At 67.7% G+C, this 20,057-nt stretch carries 14 protein-coding genes; 11 read left to right on the top strand and 3 right to left on the bottom strand.

What is annotated here, in order from left to right:
- Positions 1-302: 302 nt before the first annotated feature.
- From QRO93_RS05420 to QRO93_RS05380, 9 genes are all read left to right on the top strand, one after another.
- The gene (locus QRO93_RS05420; RefSeq protein ID WP_006452005.1) at positions 303-518 is read left to right on the top strand and encodes a hypothetical protein; all 216 of its coding nucleotides are present in this window, start codon (positions 303-305) and stop codon (positions 516-518) included.
- Between the two features lie 207 nt (positions 519-725).
- Positions 726-3,113, top strand: coding sequence for a Tex family protein (locus tag QRO93_RS05415; RefSeq protein ID WP_180880211.1), 2,388 nt, complete (start codon positions 726-728; stop codon positions 3,111-3,113).
- A 208-nt stretch (positions 3,114-3,321) separates the two neighbouring features.
- Entirely contained in the window at positions 3,322-5,505 is a 2,184-nt protein-coding gene (locus QRO93_RS05410; RefSeq protein ID WP_053450134.1) for a PAS domain S-box protein, read from the top strand.
- 95 nt (positions 5,506-5,600) lie between these two features.
- Complete coding sequence (locus tag QRO93_RS05405) at positions 5,601-6,284, top strand: response regulator transcription factor (RefSeq protein WP_053450133.1); 684 nt, start codon at positions 5,601-5,603, stop codon at positions 6,282-6,284.
- Entirely contained in the window at positions 6,262-7,641 is a 1,380-nt protein-coding gene (locus QRO93_RS05400; RefSeq protein WP_180880213.1) for a HAMP domain-containing sensor histidine kinase, read from the top strand. Before QRO93_RS05405 ends, QRO93_RS05400 begins: the two co-directional genes overlap by 23 nt.
- A gap of 640 nt (positions 7,642-8,281) precedes the next feature.
- Positions 8,282-11,503 (top strand): efflux RND transporter permease subunit, encoded by a 3,222-nt coding sequence (locus tag QRO93_RS05395; protein WP_180880215.1) that lies wholly within the window; start codon positions 8,282-8,284, stop codon positions 11,501-11,503.
- Positions 11,496-12,659, top strand: a complete 1,164-nt coding sequence (locus QRO93_RS05390; RefSeq protein WP_180880217.1) for an efflux RND transporter periplasmic adaptor subunit — start codon at positions 11,496-11,498, stop codon at positions 12,657-12,659. The genes QRO93_RS05395 and QRO93_RS05390 overlap by 8 nt, the downstream gene beginning before the upstream one ends.
- On the top strand, positions 12,646-14,040 hold the full coding sequence (locus tag QRO93_RS05385) for an efflux transporter outer membrane subunit (protein ID WP_180880219.1): 1,395 nt from the start codon (positions 12,646-12,648) through the stop codon (positions 14,038-14,040). The genes QRO93_RS05390 and QRO93_RS05385 overlap by 14 nt, the downstream gene beginning before the upstream one ends.
- 77 nt (positions 14,041-14,117) lie before the next feature.
- A complete protein-coding gene (locus QRO93_RS05380; RefSeq protein ID WP_053450128.1) occupies positions 14,118-14,360 on the top strand; it encodes a hypothetical protein in 243 nt (80 codons plus the stop codon).
- 1 nt (position 14,361) lies between these two features.
- Here QRO93_RS05380 and QRO93_RS05375 read toward each other — a convergent pair whose 3' ends face one another.
- Both QRO93_RS05375 and QRO93_RS05370 read right to left on the bottom strand, forming a co-directional pair.
- Positions 14,362-14,652 carry a putative quinol monooxygenase gene (locus QRO93_RS05375; protein ID WP_180880221.1) on the bottom strand — a complete coding sequence of 97 codons (291 nt, stop codon included), beginning with the start codon at positions 14,650-14,652 and terminating at the stop codon, positions 14,362-14,364.
- 62 nt (positions 14,653-14,714) lie between these two features.
- Positions 14,715-15,803, bottom strand: coding sequence for a DUF5694 domain-containing protein (locus QRO93_RS05370; protein ID WP_180880223.1), 1,089 nt, complete (start codon positions 15,801-15,803; stop codon positions 14,715-14,717).
- A gap of 132 nt (positions 15,804-15,935) precedes the next feature.
- Between QRO93_RS05370 and QRO93_RS05365 the strand changes: the two genes are divergently transcribed.
- Both QRO93_RS05365 and QRO93_RS05360 read left to right on the top strand, forming a co-directional pair.
- Entirely contained in the window at positions 15,936-16,505 is a 570-nt protein-coding gene (locus QRO93_RS05365; protein WP_180880225.1) for a GNAT family N-acetyltransferase, read from the top strand.
- A gap of 256 nt (positions 16,506-16,761) precedes the next feature.
- Positions 16,762-18,588: a methyl-accepting chemotaxis protein gene (locus QRO93_RS05360; RefSeq protein ID WP_285303988.1), complete on the top strand. Its 1,827-nt coding sequence runs from the start codon at positions 16,762-16,764 to the stop codon at positions 18,586-18,588.
- Here QRO93_RS05360 and QRO93_RS05355 read toward each other — a convergent pair.
- Positions 18,585-20,024 carry a GGDEF domain-containing protein gene (locus QRO93_RS05355; protein ID WP_180880229.1) on the bottom strand — a complete coding sequence of 480 codons (1,440 nt, stop codon included), beginning with the start codon at positions 20,022-20,024 and terminating at the stop codon, positions 18,585-18,587. The genes QRO93_RS05360 and QRO93_RS05355 overlap by 4 nt on opposite strands.
- Positions 20,025-20,057 lie beyond the last annotated feature (33 nt).

Raw genomic sequence — 20,057 nt, 5'->3', positions numbered from 1 at the left:
CATGGACGGGTTTACGGCGTGTCCCGCGAGCCCACCCCGACCGACCCAATCACATGAAGCGCATTTCGCGGCCAAGCCACGAGGGGCTGCGCCGTTGGCGGGAATCCGCCGCGGATTCGTTAGCCGGAAGTTAAAGATCCGTAAGCATTCTGCTGCGATCCCGCAGTCATCTGCATGCAACCGATCGTCATTAGCCTTCGTGACGTTCCAGTCAGGTTCGACGCGGTAAGCTCTCCCTCGATGAGCTCGCAGCATCGCTCATCGAGTGCAGTACGCAGTAGCAATTTGGAGGAATACATCACATGGCAATCGTTCTTTATGTCGGTGGTAGCAAGGATGGCGAGAAGGGCGTGGTGCCCTACGGCTTCAGCAAATCCCGCGCCGACACCGCGCTGGGGCCGGAGTTCTACACGGAGCGGTTCATGGAACTGCAGGGTGTCGGCAAGGTCCGCCTGATGGCCCTGGAAAGCATGCGTGACGACATCGTCATGCAGCGCGCCGCCCGCCACTACCGCTGACCTTCGCAACACGCGGCAGGGCGCGCCCACCATCGTGCGCCCGCGCCGGCATCCCAGCCCAGGGCCGGTCCGAGCCCTCTCTCCGCCAGGATGCCGGCGTCCATTCCGGACACGCCGCTGAACCTCGCCGCCTGTCAATGCCTTGTCCGGCTCCGTCGTGGGTTGCCAGAATGGGGTCTTCCCGTAACGCGGCACAGACCTGAAGCAATGCACGACGCCAAGAACGCCCAGAGCGCGCTCGCCCAGCAGATCGCCCAGACCATCGCCGACGAGATCGGTGCCCAGTCCGCCCAGGTACGTGCCGCCGTCGGCCTGCTCGACGAGGGCGCCAGCGTTCCGTTCATCGCGCGCTACCGCAAGGAAGTGACCGGGGGCCTGGATGACACCCAGCTGCGCAACCTGGAAGTGCGCCTGACCTACCTGCGCGAACTGGAAGACCGGCGCGCGGCGGTGCTGGCCAGCATCGGCGAGCAGGGCAAGCTCAGCGATGAGCTGCGCAACGACATCCTGGCGGCCGATACCAAGAGCCGTCTGGAAGACCTGTACCTGCCGTACAAGCCCAAGCGCCGTACCCGCGCGCAGATCGCCCGCGAGGCCGGGCTGGAGCCGCTGGCCGATGGCCTGCTGGACGATCCGACGCAGGACCCGCAGGTGTTTGCTGCCAGCTTCGTCGATACCGACAAGGGCGTGGCCGATACCAAGGCCGCGCTGGAGGGCGCGCGCGCGATCCTGATGGAGCGCTGGGGCGAAGACGCCGCGCTGGTGGGTGAGCTGCGCACCTGGCTGGGCGAAACAGGGGTGATCCGCGCCCGCGTGGCCGAGGGCAAGGAAACCGAAGGCGCCAAGTACCGCGACTATTTCGAGCATGCCGAGGCACTGGCGAAGATCCCGTCGCACCGGTTGCTGGCGCTGTTCCGTGCGCGGCGCGAGGAAATCCTGTTCCTGGAGCTGGACCCGGGCAACGATGCCGAGGTCGGCCACCAGTACGCCGAAGGGCGCGTGGCGCGCAAGGCCGGCATCGCCGACCAGGGCCGAGCCGCTGACCGCTGGCTGCTGGATGCCTGCCGCCTGACCTGGCGCGCCAAGCTGCACACCCACCTGTTGCTGGACCTGTTCAACCAGGCCCGCGAGAAGGCCGAAGCCGAGGCCATCGCAGTCTTCGGCGACAACCTCAAGGATCTGCTGCTGGCCGCGCCGGCCGGCCCGAAGACCGTGCTGGGCCTGGACCCGGGCATCCGCACCGGCTGCAAGATCGCCGTGGTCGATGCCACCGGCAAGCTGGTCGCGACCGACACCATCTATCCGCACGAGCCGCGCCGGCAGTGGGACCAGTCGCTGCAGACGATCAAGCAGCTGTGCGCCAAGCACAACGTGGAACTGATCGCGATCGGCAACGGCACCGCCAGCCGCGAGACCGACAAGCTGGCCGGTGAAGCGATCAAAGCGGCCGCCAACCCGAAGCTGCAGAAGGTGGTGGTCAGCGAGGCCGGCGCGTCGGTGTACTCGGCGTCCGAGTTCGCCGCCAGGGAATTCCCGGGCCTGGACGTGTCGCTGCGCGGCGCAGTGTCGATCGCGCGCCGACTGCAGGATCCGCTGGCCGAACTGGTCAAGATCGAACCCAAGGCGATCGGCGTCGGCCAGTACCAGCACGACGTGGACCAGTACCGCCTGGCGCGGGCGCTGGATGCGCGGGTCGAGGATTGCGTGAACGCCGTTGGCGTCTACGTGAACACGGCCTCGGCGGCGCTGCTGTCACGCGTGTCCGGCCTGTCGGCCACGGTGGCCGAGAACATCGTCCGCCATCGGGACGACAACGGCCCGTTCAAGCGCCGCAAGGACCTGCTGAAGGTCGCGCGCCTGGGCGAAAAGACCTTCGAGCAGTGCGCCGGCTTCCTGCGCATCGCTGATGGCGACCAGCCGCTGGATGCCTCGGCCGTTCACCCGGAAGCCTACCCGGTAGTGGAGCGCATCGTGGCCAGCACGGCGCGCCCGATCAAGGCGCTGATCGGCGACGGCAGCTTCCTGCGCGGGCTGAAGGCCGAGCAGTTCACCGATGCCACCTTCGGCGTGCCGACCGTGCGCGACATCCTCAAGGAACTGGAGAAGCCGGGTCGTGACCCGCGCCCCGAGTTCAAGGCGGCGCGTTTCGCCGAGGGCGTGGAGGACATCAAGGACCTGCGCGAGGGCATGGTGCTGGAAGGCGTGGTCAGCAACGTGGCGGCCTTTGGGGCCTTTGTCGATATCGGCGTGCACCAGGACGGCCTGATCCACATCTCGGCGCTGTCTGATACGTTCGTGAAAGACCCGCGTGACGTGGTCAAGGCCGGTGACATCGTCAAGGTGAAGGTGCTGGAGGTGGACGTGGCGCGCAAGCGCATCGCCCTGACCCGGCGCCTGGACGACACCCCCGGCCAGGCCACCAGCCGCCCGGGCCAGCGCGACGAGCGCGGCCAGGGGCAGGGGCCGCGCCGTGACGCGGGCGGCCAGAACCGTGGGCCGAACCGCGGCCAGGGCAATGGCGGCCGCCCCGGCCCGTCGGCGGCACCGGCCAACAATGCCCTGGCCGAAGCCTTCGCCCGCGCCAAGCGCAGTTGAGGATCGTGGCCCCCGTCACGGTTGATCCGGGGCGGGGGGCTTGTCGGTTTTCCCCGTGATTGCGCACACTGGCGCTTGAGGGGAGGCGTTCGGCCCCCCCGCTGTCGCTGGGGAGGGCCATGACGCCAGCACGACCCGCCGTCTTCGTTGCAGGCTGCAGCGCGCCGCTGCGGCAGATGCGTGCCTGCGCGGGCGGGGGAACGGGTTGATGGCGGGCCAGGGAAACAACGGCAACGGGCTGCTTGAACGACGCCTGCAGGAGTTGGCCGAAGAGCGGCGCCGGCTGGCGATGATCATCGACGGCACGGCGGCCGGTACCTGGGAATGGAACGTGCAGACCGGCCAGATGCGGGTCAATGCACGCTGGGCCGAGATCGTCGGCTACCGCCTGGAAGAGCTGCAGCCGATCTGCCAGGAAACCTTCCTGAAGCTGGTACATCCGGATGACATCGCGTTGTCTGATGCCGCGCTGGAGGATCATTTCGCCGGCCGCAGCGACAACTACGCCTGCCTGCTGCGCATGCGGCACAGGAACGGCCAGTGGATCTGGATCCAGGACCGCGGCCGGGTCTTCGAATGGGATGGGCAGGGCCGGCCGCTGTGGATGGCCGGCGCACATGCCGACGTGACCGAGCTGCAGCAGGCGCGGCAGGATGCGGCCGAAACCCGCCAGCGCCTGCAGGCGGTGGTCGATGCGTCCGACGAGGTGGCGGTGATCGCCACCGATACCGATGGCACCATCACCCTGTTCAATACCGGTGCGCAGCGCCTGCTGGGCTACAGCGCTCCGGAGGTGGTCGGCCAGCGCCGGCTCGACGCCTTCCATGATCCGGCCGAGCTGAACGCCTGGCTGCAGCCGCTGGCCGATGCCGAGGGCAACCTTCCCGGCGTGTTCGAAGCGCTGAGTGCGCGTGCCGACGGGCAGACCTACTCGCGGCAGTGGACCTTGCTGCGCAAGGATGGCCAGCCACGGCAGGTGCGCCTGTCGATCAGCCGCATGGATGGGGCCAACGGGGTGCGCATCGGCTATGTCGGCATGGCCATCGACATCACCGAGATCCTGCAGGCCCGTGCCGAGGCCCGCCTGTCGGCGGAAAAGTTCGCCGGTGCGTTCACGTCCGCCGCGCTGGGCATGGCCCTGGTTTCGCTGGAAGGGCGCTGGCTGGACGTGAACGACGCGCTGTGCCGGATCCTGGGTTATCCGCGCGAGGAGCTGCTGCAGGTCGATTTCCAGCGCCTGACCCATCCCGACGACCTGCAGGCCGATCTGGCGCTGGTGCACGACCTGCTGGCCGGGCGGCGCAGCCACTACCACCTGGAAAAACGCTATCTCGACCGCGATGGGCGGGTGATCTGGACACGGTTGTCGGTGTCGCTGGTGCGCAACGAGCATGGCCAGCCGGTGCATTTCGTGTCGCAGATCCAGGACATCACCGCCCAGCGCAGCAGCGAGCAGCGCTTGTTCGAGAGCGAGCAGCGCAGCCGGCTCACCCTTGATGCGGTGGCTGACCTGGTGCTCAGCGTCAACCTGGATGGCCGAATCGACTATGCCAATGCCGCGGCCGTGCGCATGCTGGCCGGCGATGGCGCACTGTCGCTGGCCGGGCACAAGGTGCAGGACGTGCTGGCGCTGACCACCGAGTACGCACCGGGTTCGGTGCTGGACGTCTCGGTGCTGCTGGACCCGGAAAGCAATGCCGTGGACCTGCATGCCGATCTGCTGTTGCGGCTGGGCACGGCAACGGTACCGGTGGACCTGACCCGCGCGTGGCTGCGCGATGACGAAGGCCATGTGCGCGGTGCGGTCTGGGTGCTGCGCGACGACACCCAGCAGCGTGCGCGCCAGCGCGAGGCGCGGCACCTGGCCGAGATCGACCCGCTGACCGAACTGAGCAACCGCCGTGGTTTCGAAGTACACCTGCAGCAGGCGATCACCCGTGTCGAGCGTACCGGCCAGGCGGCCTCGCTGATGTACATCGACCTGGACCGCTTCAAGCCGGTCAACGACACCTGGGGCCATCTGGCTGGTGATGCCGTGCTGTGGGCGGTGGCCAGTGTGCTGCGCCATGGCGTGCGTGACTCGGACGTGGTGGCGCGGCTGGGCGGTGACGAATTCGCGGTGATCCTGTCCGGCTGCACGCCGCGCCGTGCAGCGCGCATCGGTGGCGAGCTGCTGCATACGCTGGCATCGCTGTCCATTCCCTGGGACCAGGACCGGCTGCGGGTCGGTGCCAGTATCGGTGTCGCGCCGCTGGCCGGCGGCATGAGCGTCGACCAGGCTGTGGCCGCGGCCGACGCCCAGTGCTACCGGGCCAAGGCGATGGGCCGCAACAACGTGCAGGTGCAGGGCGAACTGTCCGAGCTGCCGGGTGACGACGGCGAAACGGGCTGAACCGGCCCGCACCGTGGTGGTGGATGAAGGATGTTTCATTTGCCCGTGCCGGCTGATTTGGCGAGCATGGGCCAGTCTCGACTCCAGCGGTGCCCATGTCGCGCGTATTGACCATCGAGGATGACGCCATCACTGCCCAGGAAATCGTGGCCGAGCTGGGCAGCCATGGCCTGCACGTGGACTGGGTGGCCGATGGTCGTGAAGGCCTGGTGCGCGCGGCCAGCGGCGACTATGACGTGATCACGCTGGACCGCATGCTGCCTGGCCTGGACGGCCTGGCCATCGTCACCACGCTGCGGCGGATCGGCGTTGCCACGCCGGTGCTGATGCTCAGCGCGTTGTCCGACGTGGACGAGCGCGTGCGCGGCCTGCGCGCCGGTGGCGACGACTACCTGACCAAGCCGTTCGCCTCCGACGAGATGGCGGCGCGGGTGGAAGTGCTGTTGCGTCGCCGCCAGCAGCCGGCCAGCAACGAGACCGTGCTGCGGGTCGGCGACCTGCAGCTGGACCTGCTGGCGCGCACCGCCCACCGTGGCGGGCGCAGCCTGAGCCTGCTGCCGACCGAGTTCAAGCTGCTGGAGTACCTGATGCGCAACGCCGGGCAGGTGCTGACCCGGATGATGCTGTTCGAGGAAGTGTGGGGCTACCACTTCGACCCGGGCACCAACCTCATCGACGTGCATATCGGCCGCCTGCGGCGCAAGCTGGACCAGGCCGATGCACCGTCGCTGATCCGTACCGTGCGCGGCAGTGGCTATGTCCTCAGCGAAACTGTCTGACGGCTGGCGTTCGTCCAGCAGCCGCCTGCTGGGGCTGTACAGCCTGCTGTTCGTGGCCTGGTCGTGCGTGCTGCTGGGGGTGCTGTACTGGCGGGTATCGCTGTACCTGGACGAGCTCGCGCAGTCCGCGGTGCTGCAACGCGCACATCTGTTCGAGCACTTCACCGGCGATGGGCTGACCGCGGCGCTGCGCGAGAACCGCCGCTACGACCTGCATGGTATTGATGCCTACGGCCTGTTCACCCCCGACGGAAAACCGCTTGCGGGCATGCTGAAGTCGCTGCCGGCACAGCTGCCACTCGATGGCAGCGCACACCCGGTTTCCGGATTGCCCATCGCCGATGTGAACGCGCGAGGCAAGCGCGGCTTCGGCCTGGCGATGCCCACCCGTGACGGCCGCATCCTGGTGCTGGTGCGCTACAGCGGGCCGTTGAACGAGGTCAATCACCTGATCCTCGACGCGCTGTTGTGGGGCGTTTCACTGACCCTGGTGCCGGGGCTGCTGGGCTGGCACCTGTTGCGACGGCGGCCGCTGCGACGCATCCAGGCCATCGAACAGGCCACTGCGCGCATCGTTGCCGGTGATCTGGGCCAGCGGCTGCCGTTGGCCAACCGCCGCGATGAACTGGACATGCTGGCGACCATCGTCAACGCCATGCTCGACCGCATCGAGCAGCTGATGACCGAGGTCAAAGGAGTGTGTGACAACATCGCCCACGACCTGCGCACCCCGCTGACGCGCGTGCGTGCGCAGCTGTACCGCATGCGCCAGCAGGTGCAGGAGGACGACCCGCAGGCAGTGGCGCTGGAGCAGGTGCTGGAGGAAACCGACACGTTGATGGCACGCTTCCGCGCGCTGCTGCGGATCTCCGAGCTGGAGGATCACCAGCGTCGTTCCGGCTTCGCCACGCTGGCGCCGGAGCCACTGCTGCAGGAGATCCACGCCTTCTATGCACCGCTGGCGGAGGAGAAAGGGCAGGTGTTGTTGCTGGAGTTGGACGCCGATCTGCCGGGCGTGATGGGGGATCGCGGCCTGTTGTTCGAAGCGATCGGCAACCTGCTCGACAATGCGATCCGGTTCGCACCGGAGGGCGGCGGCGTGCAGCTGTCGGCGCGGGTGGAAGACGGCGCGACCTGCATCGCGGTGGAGGATTCCGGGCCGGGCATACCCGAGACGGAGCGCAGCCTGGTGTTCCAGCGTTTCCATCGCGCGGAGGCCATCAAGGGCGGTGGATTCGGCCTGGGCCTGTCGATCGTGGCAGCCATTGCGGGGCTGCATGGGTTTCGCCTGCAGGTGACGTCGTCCGCGCTGGGTGGCGCGCGCTTCAGCCTGCTGTGCCGACCGCAGGTGCTGTAGGGGGTGTTCTTCTGCAGGGCTTGCAGCCCTGCACCTGCCGCAATCAACGTCAACGTCAAAAGCGGGCAGTCCGTGGGATGGCGGGGTGGGTCCGGTGGCAGGGGACGCCGTGAACCCATCCATGGGGGCTTGGTCGCGCCATCCATGGCGCTCACACCCCTGCCACCGGCCCCACCCCGCCTTCGACAGTATTTCGCGATCTGCTGGAACGGCATTCTGCTCTGGTAGGTGTCGACCTTGGTCGACACGGTAGATCTGATCAAAGTTTGACTATCGATATCTGACGGATGTGTCGACCAAGGTCGACACCCACCAACAGCCGCGGGAATCTGTCAGAGGTGGGGCGGTGTCGGAGTGCGGGGTGTCAGCCGCATGGATGCGGCTGCCAAGCCTACACGGACGTACTTGCGGCGTCCCCGCACTCCGGCATCGCCCCACCAAACCGCGGAAAGCACGCTGTTGCTGTTGCTTTGGCTGTTGCTGTTGCCGTTGCTTCTGCGGGTGCAGGGCGCAGCCCTGCCGAACCCACTCCCTTCATGAAATATGTTTCATCTGCGGCACAGCCTTGTTTTAGCCGGTAGCGCCGATACTTGCCGGCCTGCGCTGCCCGCGGTGGGCAGTGGCATCGCTGGAGAGCCGCATGCTCGGGTTGGTCAGGACCGCGCTCAACAAGCCTTACACCTTCGTGGTGATGGCCATTTTCATCTGCATCGTCGGTCCGCTCAGCGCGCTGCGCACCCCCACCGATGTATTCCCCGATATCGGCATCCCCGTCATCGCCGTGGTCTGGCAGTACACCGGCCTGTCACCGGATGCGATGGCCGGGCGGGTGATCTCGCCCTACGAGCGTGCGCTCAGCACCACCGTCAACGACATCGAGCACATCGAATCGCAGTCGCTGGCGGGCATGGGCGTGGTCAAGGTGTTCTTCCAGCCCGGCGTGGACATCCGCACCGCCAATGCGCAGATCACCGCGATCTCGCAGACCATAGTCAAGCAGATGCCGGCCGGCATGACCCCGCCGCTGATCCTCAACTACAGCGCCTCCACCGTGCCGGTGCTGCAGATGGCGTTCTCCAGCCCGACGCTGGGTGAATCGCAGATCCGTGACCTGGCGCAGAACACCGTGCGCCCGCCGCTGACCTCGATCCCCGGCCTGGCCATTCCCGCGCCCTACGGCGGCAGGCAGCGCCAGATCACCCTCGACCTGGACCCGCAGGCAATGGCGGCCAAGGGCCTGTCCGCGCAGGACGTGGGCAACGCACTGGCCGCGCAGAACCAGATCACCCCGGTCGGCACCGCCAAGCTGGGCAGCAACGAATTCACCGTGTTGCTCAACAACAGCCCCAGCGAAATCGAAGCGCTGAACGACCTGCCGATCCGCACCGTCAACGGTGCGGTGGTCACCATCGGCCAGGTCGCCCATGTGCGCGATGGCTCGCCGCCGCAGACCAACATCGTGCGGGTCAACGGTGGCCATTCGGTGCTGATGGCGGCGCTGAAGAATGGCGACGCCTCGACCCTGACCCTGGTCAGCCGTATCCGCGCCATGCTGCCGCAGATCGGGGAAACCCTGCCGCCGTCGCTGAAGATCTCGTTGCTCGGCGATGCGTCCACCTTCGTGCGCGAATCGATCAGCAGCGTCGCCCGCGAGGGCATCATCGCCGCGCTGCTGACCAGCGTGATGATCCTGGTGTTCCTCGGCAGCTGGCGCTCGACCGTGATCATCGCCGCCTCGATTCCGTTGGCGGTGCTGTCGGCCATCGCGCTGCTGTCCGCCGCCGGGCAGACGCTCAATGTGATGACCCTGGGTGGCCTGGCACTGGCCGTGGGCATCCTGGTCGACGATGCCACGGTCACCATCGAGAACGTCAACTGGCACCTGGAGCAGGGCAAGGGCGTACGCGAGGCGATCCTTGAGGGCGCTGCGCAGATCGTCGGCCCGGCATTCGTGTCGCTGCTGTGCATCTGCATCGTGTTCGTGCCGATGTTCCTGCTCGACGGCATCGCCGGTTATCTGTTCCGGCCGATGGCGCTGGCGGTGATCTTCGCCATGGCCAGCTCGTTCGTGTTGTCGCGCACGCTGGTGCCGACCATGGCGTTGTACCTGTTGCGTCCGCACCGGGTGGAGGGCGGGGCAGGCCATCATCCCGAGGATGCGTTCCTCAACCATCATGAAGGCGATCATCCGCAACCGCGTCGCGCACGGATGGCGGCCACGCTGGTGCGCTGGCAGCAGCGCTTCGAAGCCGGATTCTCCGCCACCCGCGACCGCTACCACGCGCTGCTGGGCCTGGCACTGGCGCACCGGGGCCGCTTCCTGCTGGGTTTCATTGCCTGCGTGCTGGTGTCCTTCGCGCTGCTGCCAACCCTGGGCCAGGACTTCTTCCCGGCCACCGAAGCCGGTGCATTGTCGCTGCATGTGCGCCTGCCCCTGGGCACGCGCATCGAGGAAACCGCTGCATCATTCGACCGCATCGAAGCGCGCATCCGCCAGGAACTGCCGCCGCAGGAGATCGATGCCATCGTCGACAACCTCGGCCTGCCGATGACCGGCATCAACATGGCCTACAGCGCTACGGGCACCATCGGTCCGCAGGATGGTGACATCCAGGTCTCGCTGAAACCGGGTCACGGCGATGCCGCCGAATACGCGCGACGCCTGCGTGAGGTACTGCCTTCGGCCTTCCCGGGCGCCAGCTTTGCGTTCCTGCCCGCCGATACCAGCAGCCAGATCCTCAACTTCGGTTCGCCGGCACCGCTGGACGTGCGCATCGCCGGACCGGATGCGGCCGGCAATCGCGCCTATGCGCAGGAACTGCAGCGCCGCCTGCGCCACGTGCCGGGCCTGGTCGACCTGCGCCTGCAGCAACCCGATGGCTACCCGACCCTGAAGGTGGAGGTCGATCGGCTTCGCGCCAATGGGCTGGGCATCACCGAGCGTGATGTCACCAACAGCATGGTGGCGTCGCTGGCCGGTAGCGGCCAGGTCGCCCCGACATTCTGGTTGAGCCCGAAGAACGGCATCTCCTACAGCGTGGTCGCCGCCACGCCGCAGTACCGCATGGACAGCCTGGCCGCACTTCAGGCGCTGCCGGTCACCGGCAGCGGTGGTGGCGTGCCACAGGTGCTCGGTGGCCTGGCCGAGATCCAGCGCGGCTCCAGTTCGGCGGTCGTTACCCATTACAACGTGCAACCCACGCTGGACGTATATGCCAGCGTGCAGGGCCGCGATCTCGGCGCCGTGGCGGCCGACGTGCAGAAGATCATCGATGGCATGGCAGGCCAGCGGCCGCGCGGCACCGAGGTTGGCCTGCACGGCCAGATCGATGCGTTGCACGTGGCCTTCAGCGGCCTGGGCTACGGCCTGCTGGCTGCGATCGTGCTGATCTACCTGCTGATCGTCATCAACTTCCAGTCCTGGACCGATCCGTTCGTGATCATCACCGCGCTGCCGGCGGGCCTGGCAGGCGTGGTCTGGATGCTGTTCCTGACCCACACCACGTTGTCCGTGCCGGCATTGACCGGTGCCATCCTGTGCATGGGCGTGGCCACGGCCAACTCGATCCTGGTGGTCAGTTTCTGCCGCGAGCGCCTGGCCGAGCACGGCGACGCGGTCAAGGCCGCACTGGAAGGGGGGTTTACCCGCTTCCGCCCGGTCTGCATGACCGCGCTGGCGATGATCCTGGGCATGCTGCCGACTGCACTGTCCACTGAACAGAATGCACCGCTGGGCCGCGCGGTGATCGGCGGCCTGCTGCTGGCCACGTGCGCCACGCTGCTGTTCGTGCCGGTGGTGTTCGCATTGGCCCACTCCCGTAAAACCCGTACTGCTCCTGCCGGAGAACCCCTGCATGTCTGAGTCTTCGCTGCCGCAGCATTCGCTGCGCCGTCCTCTGGTCCTGGCCGCCGCCGTGGTGGTCATCCTCGTTGCCGGTGGCCTGGCCCTGCGCGCGCAGCAGGCACACGCCGTGGTCGATTGGACCGAGCGCCAGGCGGTGCCGTCGGTGCAGGTGGTCACCGCAGGGGCGCGGGGTGCTGCGGGCACGATGACGCTGCCGTCGCACCTGAGTGCCTGGACCGAAGCACCGATCCACGCGCGTGTGGGTGGCTACCTGAAGTCGTGGAGCGCTGACATCGGCCAGCCGGTGAAGGCGGGGCAGGTGCTGGCGGTGATCGACAGCCCGGAGCTGGACCAGCAGATCGCGCAGGCGCATGCCCATCTGCTGCAGGTGCAGGCCGATGCGGCGCTGGCCAAGGTCAGCGCCGAGCGCTGGCAGGGCATGCTCGGCAGCCATTCGGTATCGCGCCAGGAAGCCGACGAGAAGCAGGCCAATGCGGTGGCCGCACAGGCCAGCGTGGAAGCGGCGCAGGCCGACTACGCGCGGCTGCAGGAACTCGGTCGTTACCGCACCTTGCGTGCGCCGTTCGATGGCACGGTCACCTCGCGGCAGACCGATGTCGGCCAGTTGATCCGCGCCGATGACAGCGGGCGCGAGTTGTTCAACATCGCCGATACCCGACGCCTGCGCCTGATGGTGCCGGTACCGCAGAACAGCGCGGCCAGCATCCGTCCCGGGCTGCAGGCAACCTTGCAGGTACCGGGCCAGGAGGGACGCCACTTCACCGCCACCCTGCAGGGAGACTCCAGCGCGATCGACCGCAGTTCCGGCACCCTGCTGGCACAGTTCGTGGTCGACAATGCCGATGGCGCACTGCTGCCCGGCAGCTACGCGGAAGTGACGCTGCCACTGCAGGGCGGAGGAGCTGGCGTGAGCGTGCCAGCGGAGGTGTTGATCTTCCGGGCCAAGGGCACCCAGGTGGCAGTGGTCGACAGCAAGGACATCGTGCACCTGCGCGACATCCATATCGCCAGTGACCTGGGCAGCACGCTGCGCGTCGACCGAGGCCTGCAGGCCGGGGACAGGGTCATTCCCAATCCGCCTGATGCTTTGCGCGAAGGTGACCGGGTGCATGTGGTGGCCGGCGGACAGGAGCCCACGCATGCCCGCGGCTGAGCGCACAGCGACGCTGGTCGTGATGGGCTTGCTGCTGGGAGGCTGCTCGCTGGCACCCACCTATCAGACGCCGGTCCTGGCGATGCCTGCAGCCTATGAGCACACGGAAAAAGTGGATACCCGCTCGCCGCTGCCACAGGCGTGGTGGCAGGCCTTCCAGGACCCGGTGCTGGACCAGCTGCAACAGCAGTTGGGCGCGGCCAACCCGAGCCTGGCGCTGGCCGTGGCGCACTACGATGCGGCACGCGCCGCAGCGGGTGAAGTGGCATCGGCGCGGGCGCCGCAGGTCGGCTTCAGTACCGGCCCGGTGCGCCAGCGGCAGTCCGATGACAAGCCGCTGCGCAGCGCCACCCAGCCGGCCATCTATGACAGCAATACCGCCACGTTCTCGCTGTCGTTCGACCTTGATCTGTGGGGCCGCCTGCGCAACGCGGCTGCCGCGGGCAAGGCGCGTGCCGAAGCCAGTGGCGATGACCTTGCCGCTGCGCGGCTGAGCCTGTCGCAGCAGTTGGCCGGGCTCTATCTGCAGCTTCGCGGCGCCGAGGCGCAGCAGGCGATCCTGCATGACAGCATCGAGGACTACCGGCAGGCGTTGGCGCTGACCGAAGACCGTTTCCGTGGCGAGATCGCTTCGCAACTGGACGTATCGCGGGCGCAGCACCAACTGGCCAGCGCGCAAGCCGATCTGGATGCGCTCGACGGCCGCCATGAACTGCTGCGGCATGCCATCGCCGAACTGGTTGGCGCGCCGGCCACCGGCTTCGTCATCGCCGACGCGGGTCTGCCAGCCCTGCCATCGGTGCCTGCCGATCTGCCCAGCCGCCTGCTGCAGCGACGGCCGGATATCGCTGCCGCTGAGCGCCGGGTGTTCGCTGCCAATGCGGGCATCGGTGTGGCGCGCGCCGCGTGGTTCCCGCAGCTCAGTCTCAGCGGCCTGCTGGGTGGCCAGACCTCGGGTGGCAGTGCCCTGCTCGACGCGGGTAACCGCTACTGGGCGCTGGGTCCGCTGGCGGCGCTGCCGGTGTTCGATGGCGGCCGTCGCAAGGCGGCCAAGGCCGAGGCCTATGCCGAGTTCGACGCGGCCTCGGCGCAGTACCGGGCTACCGTGCTGGCCGCGATCCGCCAGGTGGAAGACCAGCTGACCCTGCTGCGCCAGCTCGATGCGCAGCGCGGCCACGAGCAGGATGCGGTGACTGCGGCGCGGCGTGCCGAGCAGATCGCCAATGACCGTTACACCGGTGGTGCGGTGAGCTACCTGGACGTGGTCAGCGCGCAGACCGATGCCCGCCAGGCGCAGTTGGGGCTGCAGGACATCCAGAGCCGGCAGCTGCAGGCCAGCGCGGCGTTGATGGCGGCGCTGGGCGGAGGCTGGTCGCGATAGCCGCTGGAGGCGGTCTCAGCCTGTGAGAGGGCGGGGCGGAACAATCGCCCCATCCACCCCGGACAGGAGAGTGCACGATGATGGCCTGGAATCGAACTGTCGTTGCCGCCTACGCACCGGCGATGATTGGCTGGTGCCTGGCGCTGGCCGCCGGCTTGCGCCTGGAACAACTGCGAGGCGACCTGCATGCGCAGGCGTTGCTGCCGCTGCTGCACGGCGGCGTTGTGGCGTTGCTGGTGCTGACACTGGCCTGCACGCTGGCCGCAAGCGCGGTGCTGTGGCGGGCCAATCGGCCACCACCGCGAACCGCCGCCCCGTGATCTACAGCGCAGCGGCGTCCATCAGCACGAACCGGCAGGGCGCACGCTGGAAGGCGTTGATCTGTGGCACCAGGCGCTGGAAGTGTTCGCTGGCGCAGTGGAGGTCAAGCGCGGCGCGGTCCGGCCAGAGCTCGATGAAGATGAAGTGCCCGGGATCCTTCTGGTCAACGAACAGTTCATAGCTGACGCACAGCGGCTCGCGCTGCGTGCACGCGACCAGCTCCCGGTAAAGCGGAAGCACGGTTTCCACGGCATCGGGATGGATGAAATCCTCGGCGATCACCTTGAGCATGTCGGTACCTGCAACGCGGGCCCTGCAGGATAGTGCCGACGCAGGGCCGGCACCATCCACCGTCAGCGCAATACTGCGTCCGCACTGACCAGCTGCACATCGTGCATCTGGTTGAGGTAAGCCTCGTAGTAGCCCTTGTGCGAGGCACCGACGATGGCCAGCATGCGGCTGCCGGGGTGCAGGCCCAGCACGTCGCGCATGTTGGCGACCATGCGCAGGTTGCGGGTTTCCCAATAGCCGACATACATCCTGCCGAACGCCTTGGCTGAGGGCTCGACGAGTGTCGCGCCGAAGTCGCTCCGGTACGCGTCCATCGCCGCTGCGGGGCTGTTGTAGGCCCTGTACAGCGCCAGCACGCCGTCGGGCTTGTCCAGGTCGGCCACCAGGCGCTTGTCGGCGTCCCGCCGCGCCTGCGAGTGCTTGTTCTTCCAGGCGCCGGTGATGGCGGCGCTGGCCGCCGCTTCGTCCTCGGCAGGTGTGGGCGAATCGGCGGTGTGGTCGTCCACGGCCCAGAGACGCTCATGGCCGAGGCGCGCAGCGACTTCGGCAGCGATCAGATTCGTTTCATTGCGGCGAGCCAGGCCTTTGTCGAGGAACTCGACCAGGGCCGCGCTCAGCCCGTCGCCGTCCTTGCGTTCGGCGGCAGCCAGGCGCAGCCACTGCACCTGGGCCGATCCCCGTTCGCCCGCCGCCAGGAACAGCGCGGCCAGCCGACGACGCTGGGCAGGCGTCGGATCATCTGGCCAGTTCGAGAGCAGGCGCTCGACCTCGGTGTTCGCAGCGGGCACGTCCAGCCCGGTCGCGGCCTGTGCGGCCGAAGTGTCGAAGCAGTAGGTGGCCACGCTTTCCGCGTAGCGGGCGGGGTAGCGGCGCATGAAATCACACTGCAGGCCGGACAGGTCCTCGGTGGCGATCAGCTCGGGTTTCCAGGCGACCAGCCGCTGCAGCAACGGCTCGAGCAGGGCCGGCTGGAAGGTCTTGGGCAGGCCGGACAAGTGCGTGCTGCCCAGTACCAGCACTTCGTTCGGGCGCCCGGCGGGCGGCCCCTTCAACTGGTCGGGATGGAAGGTCGGGCGATAGGGGGCATCGGCGGCCAGGGCGCCGGCGCTGCACAGGCCCAGGATCAGGAAGCTGGCCAAGCGTGTGAACATGCGATCTCCGTGTCAATGAACGTCCTGCAGTCCGCTGCATGCTGGCCATTTTCATCTGCCTCGGAATCTCCCGTTGGTCATGCAAACCTTTTCGGCTTGAACTGCATCGGCGTTCGGGCGAGGCTGTGCTCAATGAAGGCAACGACGACCCCTATCCCGCGTGCCAGCGACTGGACCATCGGCAGCCCGCGGCTGAGCCTTAGGCCCTTCACAACGGATGACGCAGGCGAGGCGTTCATCGCGATCACGCCGGGCCTGACCCGCTACATGGCATTCGATCCGCCTGCATCGGAGCAGGCATTCGCCGTGGTCTGGCGCACGTGGTTGCTCACCATCGCTGATGGTTCGGACTTCACATTCGTCATCCGCCGCCGCACGGACCACACCTTCCTTGGCTTGGCAGGCCTGCATCGTACCGGTGATGCGGAACCCGAGCTGGGCATCTGGATCGCTGAATCCATGCATGGGCAGGGCTATGGCCGCGAAGCCGTGTCGGCGGTGCTGGCGTCCGCGTCCCTGCGGCTGGACTGCGCCGCATTCCGTTACCCGGTAGCCGAGCAGAACGCGCCCAGCCGGCGCTTGGTGGAATCCCTCGGAGGTGTGCCGGTCGCGCGTGAGCAAGCTGTGAAGTACATCGCGATTGTCTACCGCATCCCCGCAATGGCGCCGCAAGTTGCGACGGACGTCGCGGAATCCCGCTAAAGCCGCCCGCCCCATCGCCGATATCTCCTCTGGATCCCGCTCCAGTCACCCGCTGCAGGACCCCAGGCTGCCCCCGATGGGCGGTCCGCGCTGTGTGTTCCGCTGCTCCCAGATGCCGATCGCACCCGCACCAGATGTTCTTGCCAGCCGCTCGAGGGGTGCCCACCCGGTACCTGTAGTCCCAAGCAACTGAAGTTGCCGCCGGGCATCCCGCCCGTCGGGTCGCAACCGCTTACCGGACACCGAGGATCAGACAATGCTCATTCCAGGCTTCACGGCGGGCGCGCAGGCGCCGGCCGAGCTGCATACCCGTTGGTCGCCGTGGCGCGCGCTGCTGGGCGCGCTGGCCCCGCAGCAGCGCACCCGCACCGAGCCGGCGGCGACCCACCGCGCCGAGCTCGAAGCCCAGGTTGCGGCGTTGCACCGCGTGCAGGCGGTCATCGAGTTCGCACTCGACGGCACCATCCTGCAGGCCAATGACAACTTCCTGCAGGCGATGGGCTACCGGCTGGACGAGATCCAGGGCAAGCACCATTCGCTGTTCGTCGATCCCGAACTGGCACGCAGCGCGGAATACCGTGATTTCTGGGCGAGGCTCGGGCGCGGCGAGTACGATGCCGGGCAGTACCGTCGCTTCGGCAAGGGCCAGCGCGAGATCTGGATCCAGGCGTCGTACAACCCGGTGCTTGACCAGCTGGGGCGGCCCTACAAGGTGGTCAAGTTCGCCACCGACATCACGGCGCAGAAGCTGCAGGCGGCCGATTCCGCGGGGCAGCTGGCGGCGATTGGAAAGTCGCAGGCGGTGATCGAGTTCAGCATGGATGGCCGCATCCTCTCGGCCAACGACAACTTCCTCGCCACCACCGGCTACAGCCTTGATGAGGTGCGTGGCCAGCATCATTCGCTGTTCGTCGAGCCGGGGCATCGCAGCAGCGATGAATACCGGCAGTTCTGGGAAAAGCTCGGGCGCGGCGAATACGATGCCGGGCAGTACCGTCGCCTCGGCAAGGGCGGGCGCGAAGTCTGGATCCAGGCCTCCTACAATCCCATCCTCGACCTCAACGGCAAGCCGTTCAAGGTCGTCAAGTACGCCACCGACATCACCGCGCAGGTGCATGAGAACCAGGCGATGCAGCGTGCGGTTGCGCAGACCCGCGAGGTGGTGGCCGCAGCCAAGCAGGGCGATCTGACCCGGCGCGTGGCCACGGCCGACAAGCAGGGCGCGATCGCCGAACTGTGCGACGGCGTCAACTCGCTGGTCGAGGCGATGGCCGCGATCATCGGCCAGATCAAGTTCGCCGCCGATACCATCGCGGTCGGTGCGACCGAGATCGCCCAGGGCAACAGCGACCTGTCGCAGCGCACCGAGCAGCAGGCGGCGTCGCTGGAGGAAACCGCGGTGTCGATGAAGGGGCTCGCCGAGACAGTGCAGCGCACCGCCACCAACGCGCGCCAAGCCAGCCAGCTGGCCGGTGGGGCGGCCGATGTCGCCGCACGGGGCGGCAGCGTGGTGCACGAGGTGGTGGAGACGATGGCGGTGATCAATGCATCTTCTCGGCGCATCGTCGACATCATCGGCGTGATCGATGGCATCGCCTTCCAGACCAACATCCTCGCGCTGAATGCCGCAGTGGAGGCTGCGCGTGCAGGCGAACATGGCCGCGGCTTTGCGGTGGTCGCCACCGAGATCCGCGAGCTGTCGCAGCGCTCGGCCAGCGCCGCCAAGGAGATCAAGCAGCTGATCGATGAGTCGGTGGCCAACGTCGGGGCCGGTACCGCCCAGGTCGAGAGTGCCGGCCGCACCATGGACGAGATCGTGAGCAACGTGCGCCGGGTCAGCGATCTGATGACCGAGATCAGCACCGCCTCGCAACAGCAGAGCGATGACATCCAGCAGATGAACCATGCGGTGGACCTGATCGACCAGGGCACCCAGCAGAACGCGGCCCTGGTCGAAGAGGCTTCGGCTGCCGCGCGCAGCATGGAGGAGCAGTCGGCGCACCTGTTGCAGACCGTGGCCAGCTTCCGTGTCCAGGAAGGTGCTGGGCATGCGCATGGGGTACCAGCCCTGCGCGCGGTCTAGGCGCGCTGGCCGGACGGGGCCTCGGCGGTGCCGGGCGCCGGGGCGAGGTGCACGCAGTTGCGCCCGTCACGCTTGGCGCGATACAGGGCCTGGTCGGCGTGAGCGACCAGGTCACTGGGTTCGCGCTCATCGCCGGCGGCCTGCCAGGCCACGCCCACGCTGATGGTCACCTGGCCATCGGCAGCCGGCAGTGCGGCGCTTTCGACGGCGGCGCGCAGCCGTTCGCCCAGCTCCAGCGCGTGCATTGCCTCGGCCGAGGGCAGGGCGGCGATGAACTCCTCGCCGCCGTAGCGGGCCAGCAGGTCATCGCCGCGCTGCAGGCAACCATCGAGGATCGCGGCAACCGCGCGCAGGCGGCGGTCACCCTCCGGGTGCCCATAGGTATCATTGAGCCGCTTGAAGTGATCGATGTCGATCATCAGCACCGCCAGGCCCAGGCCCTGGCGGCGGGCACGGCGGTGGGCCGCGCCGAGTGACTCATCGAAGCAGCGCCGGTTGCCCAGCCCGGTGAGCGCATCGCGCCGGGCCAGGGTTTCCAGTTCATCGCGCTGGCGCTGGATTTCGACCTGGCTCAGCACACTGCGCAGGGCATAGCCGAGCAGGGCGCCGAGGAAGCCCACCGTGGCCAGGGTCGGCTGCAGGCGGGCGACCAGCAGCGCCACCATCATCAACAGCAGGGGCAGCATCAACGGCACGCCGGCATCGACGATGCGCCGCAGAGTGAGGGAAATCTCCGCCGCGGCGCGGCGACGACGGCTGCCGGCCATCACTGCCAGCAGCACGAACAGTCCGCTGATCAGCAGGTCCCCCCAGCTGCCATCGGGCAGTTGCGGCTGGTAGGTGTTGATGTAGAGCGCCAGCAGGAAGTAGCCCAGCGCGTAGAGGGTCAGTGTCCGGAAGAAATCGCGGCGGTCGGGATTGTCCTCGGCAATGAAGCGGATCAGTGCGAAGCAGAACACCAGGCTGTTCTGCACGCTGCTCATCGTCTTCAGGCACTGCGTCCACAACGCGGGGTTCAGCGGGGCCATGGCCTGGGTGTGCACGTAGTACAGCAGCCACAGCAGTGCAATGATCGCCAGGTCCACCGCACGGATGGCGCGGCTTCCGCCTCCCGGGCTGGCGGCGACGTAGGTCAGGGGAATCCGGTAGAACACGTACAGGATCAGCGACGACACGCTCATCTGCGTGGGATCGAGGCCGGCCACGTTGCGGTACAGCAGGGCCAGCAGTGCAAGCGAGAACAGCGCGACGGCGGCGCCAAGCATCCGCCATTTGCAGGCCGCGCGGCTGTCACGTGCACGCCGCGCGCAGGCCAGTGCGGCCAGCAGCGGGGCGGTGATCAGCATCAGGTAGGAGCCGACCGGGTCCTGCGGTCCGATCAAGGCAATGACGAGCGCGTGCGTGACCACAAAAAACAGTGCAGCACGCAACGTCATGCATTCCCCCGCCCCGATCCGGCGCGATCACGA

The organism is Stenotrophomonas maltophilia group sp. Smal17 (genome assembly GCF_030237045.1).
GTDB lineage: Bacteria > Pseudomonadota > Gammaproteobacteria > Xanthomonadales > Xanthomonadaceae > Stenotrophomonas > Stenotrophomonas forensis.
This window is presented reverse-complemented; position numbering and strand designations above follow the sequence as displayed.

Excerpts from the sequence above, each read along its gene's own strand:
- QRO93_RS05420 (WP_006452005.1), top strand. The coding sequence starts at position 303 with ATGGCAATCGTTCTTTATGTCGGTGGTAGCAAGGATGGCGAGAAGGGC.
- QRO93_RS05415 (WP_180880211.1), top strand. The coding sequence starts at position 726 with ATGCACGACGCCAAGAACGCCCAGAGCGCGCTCGCCCAGCAGATCGCC.
- QRO93_RS05410 (WP_053450134.1), top strand. The coding sequence starts at position 3,322 with ATGGCGGGCCAGGGAAACAACGGCAACGGGCTGCTTGAACGACGCCTG.
- QRO93_RS05405 (WP_053450133.1), top strand. The coding sequence starts at position 5,601 with ATGTCGCGCGTATTGACCATCGAGGATGACGCCATCACTGCCCAGGAA.
- QRO93_RS05400 (WP_180880213.1), top strand. The coding sequence starts at position 6,262 with ATGTCCTCAGCGAAACTGTCTGACGGCTGGCGTTCGTCCAGCAGCCGC.
- QRO93_RS05395 (WP_180880215.1), top strand. The coding sequence starts at position 8,282 with ATGCTCGGGTTGGTCAGGACCGCGCTCAACAAGCCTTACACCTTCGTG.
- QRO93_RS05390 (WP_180880217.1), top strand. The coding sequence starts at position 11,496 with ATGTCTGAGTCTTCGCTGCCGCAGCATTCGCTGCGCCGTCCTCTGGTC.
- QRO93_RS05385 (WP_180880219.1), top strand. The coding sequence starts at position 12,646 with ATGCCCGCGGCTGAGCGCACAGCGACGCTGGTCGTGATGGGCTTGCTG.
- QRO93_RS05380 (WP_053450128.1), top strand. The coding sequence starts at position 14,118 with ATGATGGCCTGGAATCGAACTGTCGTTGCCGCCTACGCACCGGCGATG.
- QRO93_RS05375 (WP_180880221.1), bottom strand. The coding sequence starts at position 14,652 with ATGCTCAAGGTGATCGCCGAGGATTTCATCCATCCCGATGCCGTGGAA.
- QRO93_RS05370 (WP_180880223.1), bottom strand. The coding sequence starts at position 15,803 with ATGTTCACACGCTTGGCCAGCTTCCTGATCCTGGGCCTGTGCAGCGCC.
- QRO93_RS05365 (WP_180880225.1), top strand. The coding sequence starts at position 15,936 with ATGAAGGCAACGACGACCCCTATCCCGCGTGCCAGCGACTGGACCATC.
- QRO93_RS05360 (WP_285303988.1), top strand. The coding sequence starts at position 16,762 with ATGCTCATTCCAGGCTTCACGGCGGGCGCGCAGGCGCCGGCCGAGCTG.
- QRO93_RS05355 (WP_180880229.1), bottom strand. The coding sequence starts at position 20,024 with ATGACGTTGCGTGCTGCACTGTTTTTTGTGGTCACGCACGCGCTCGTC.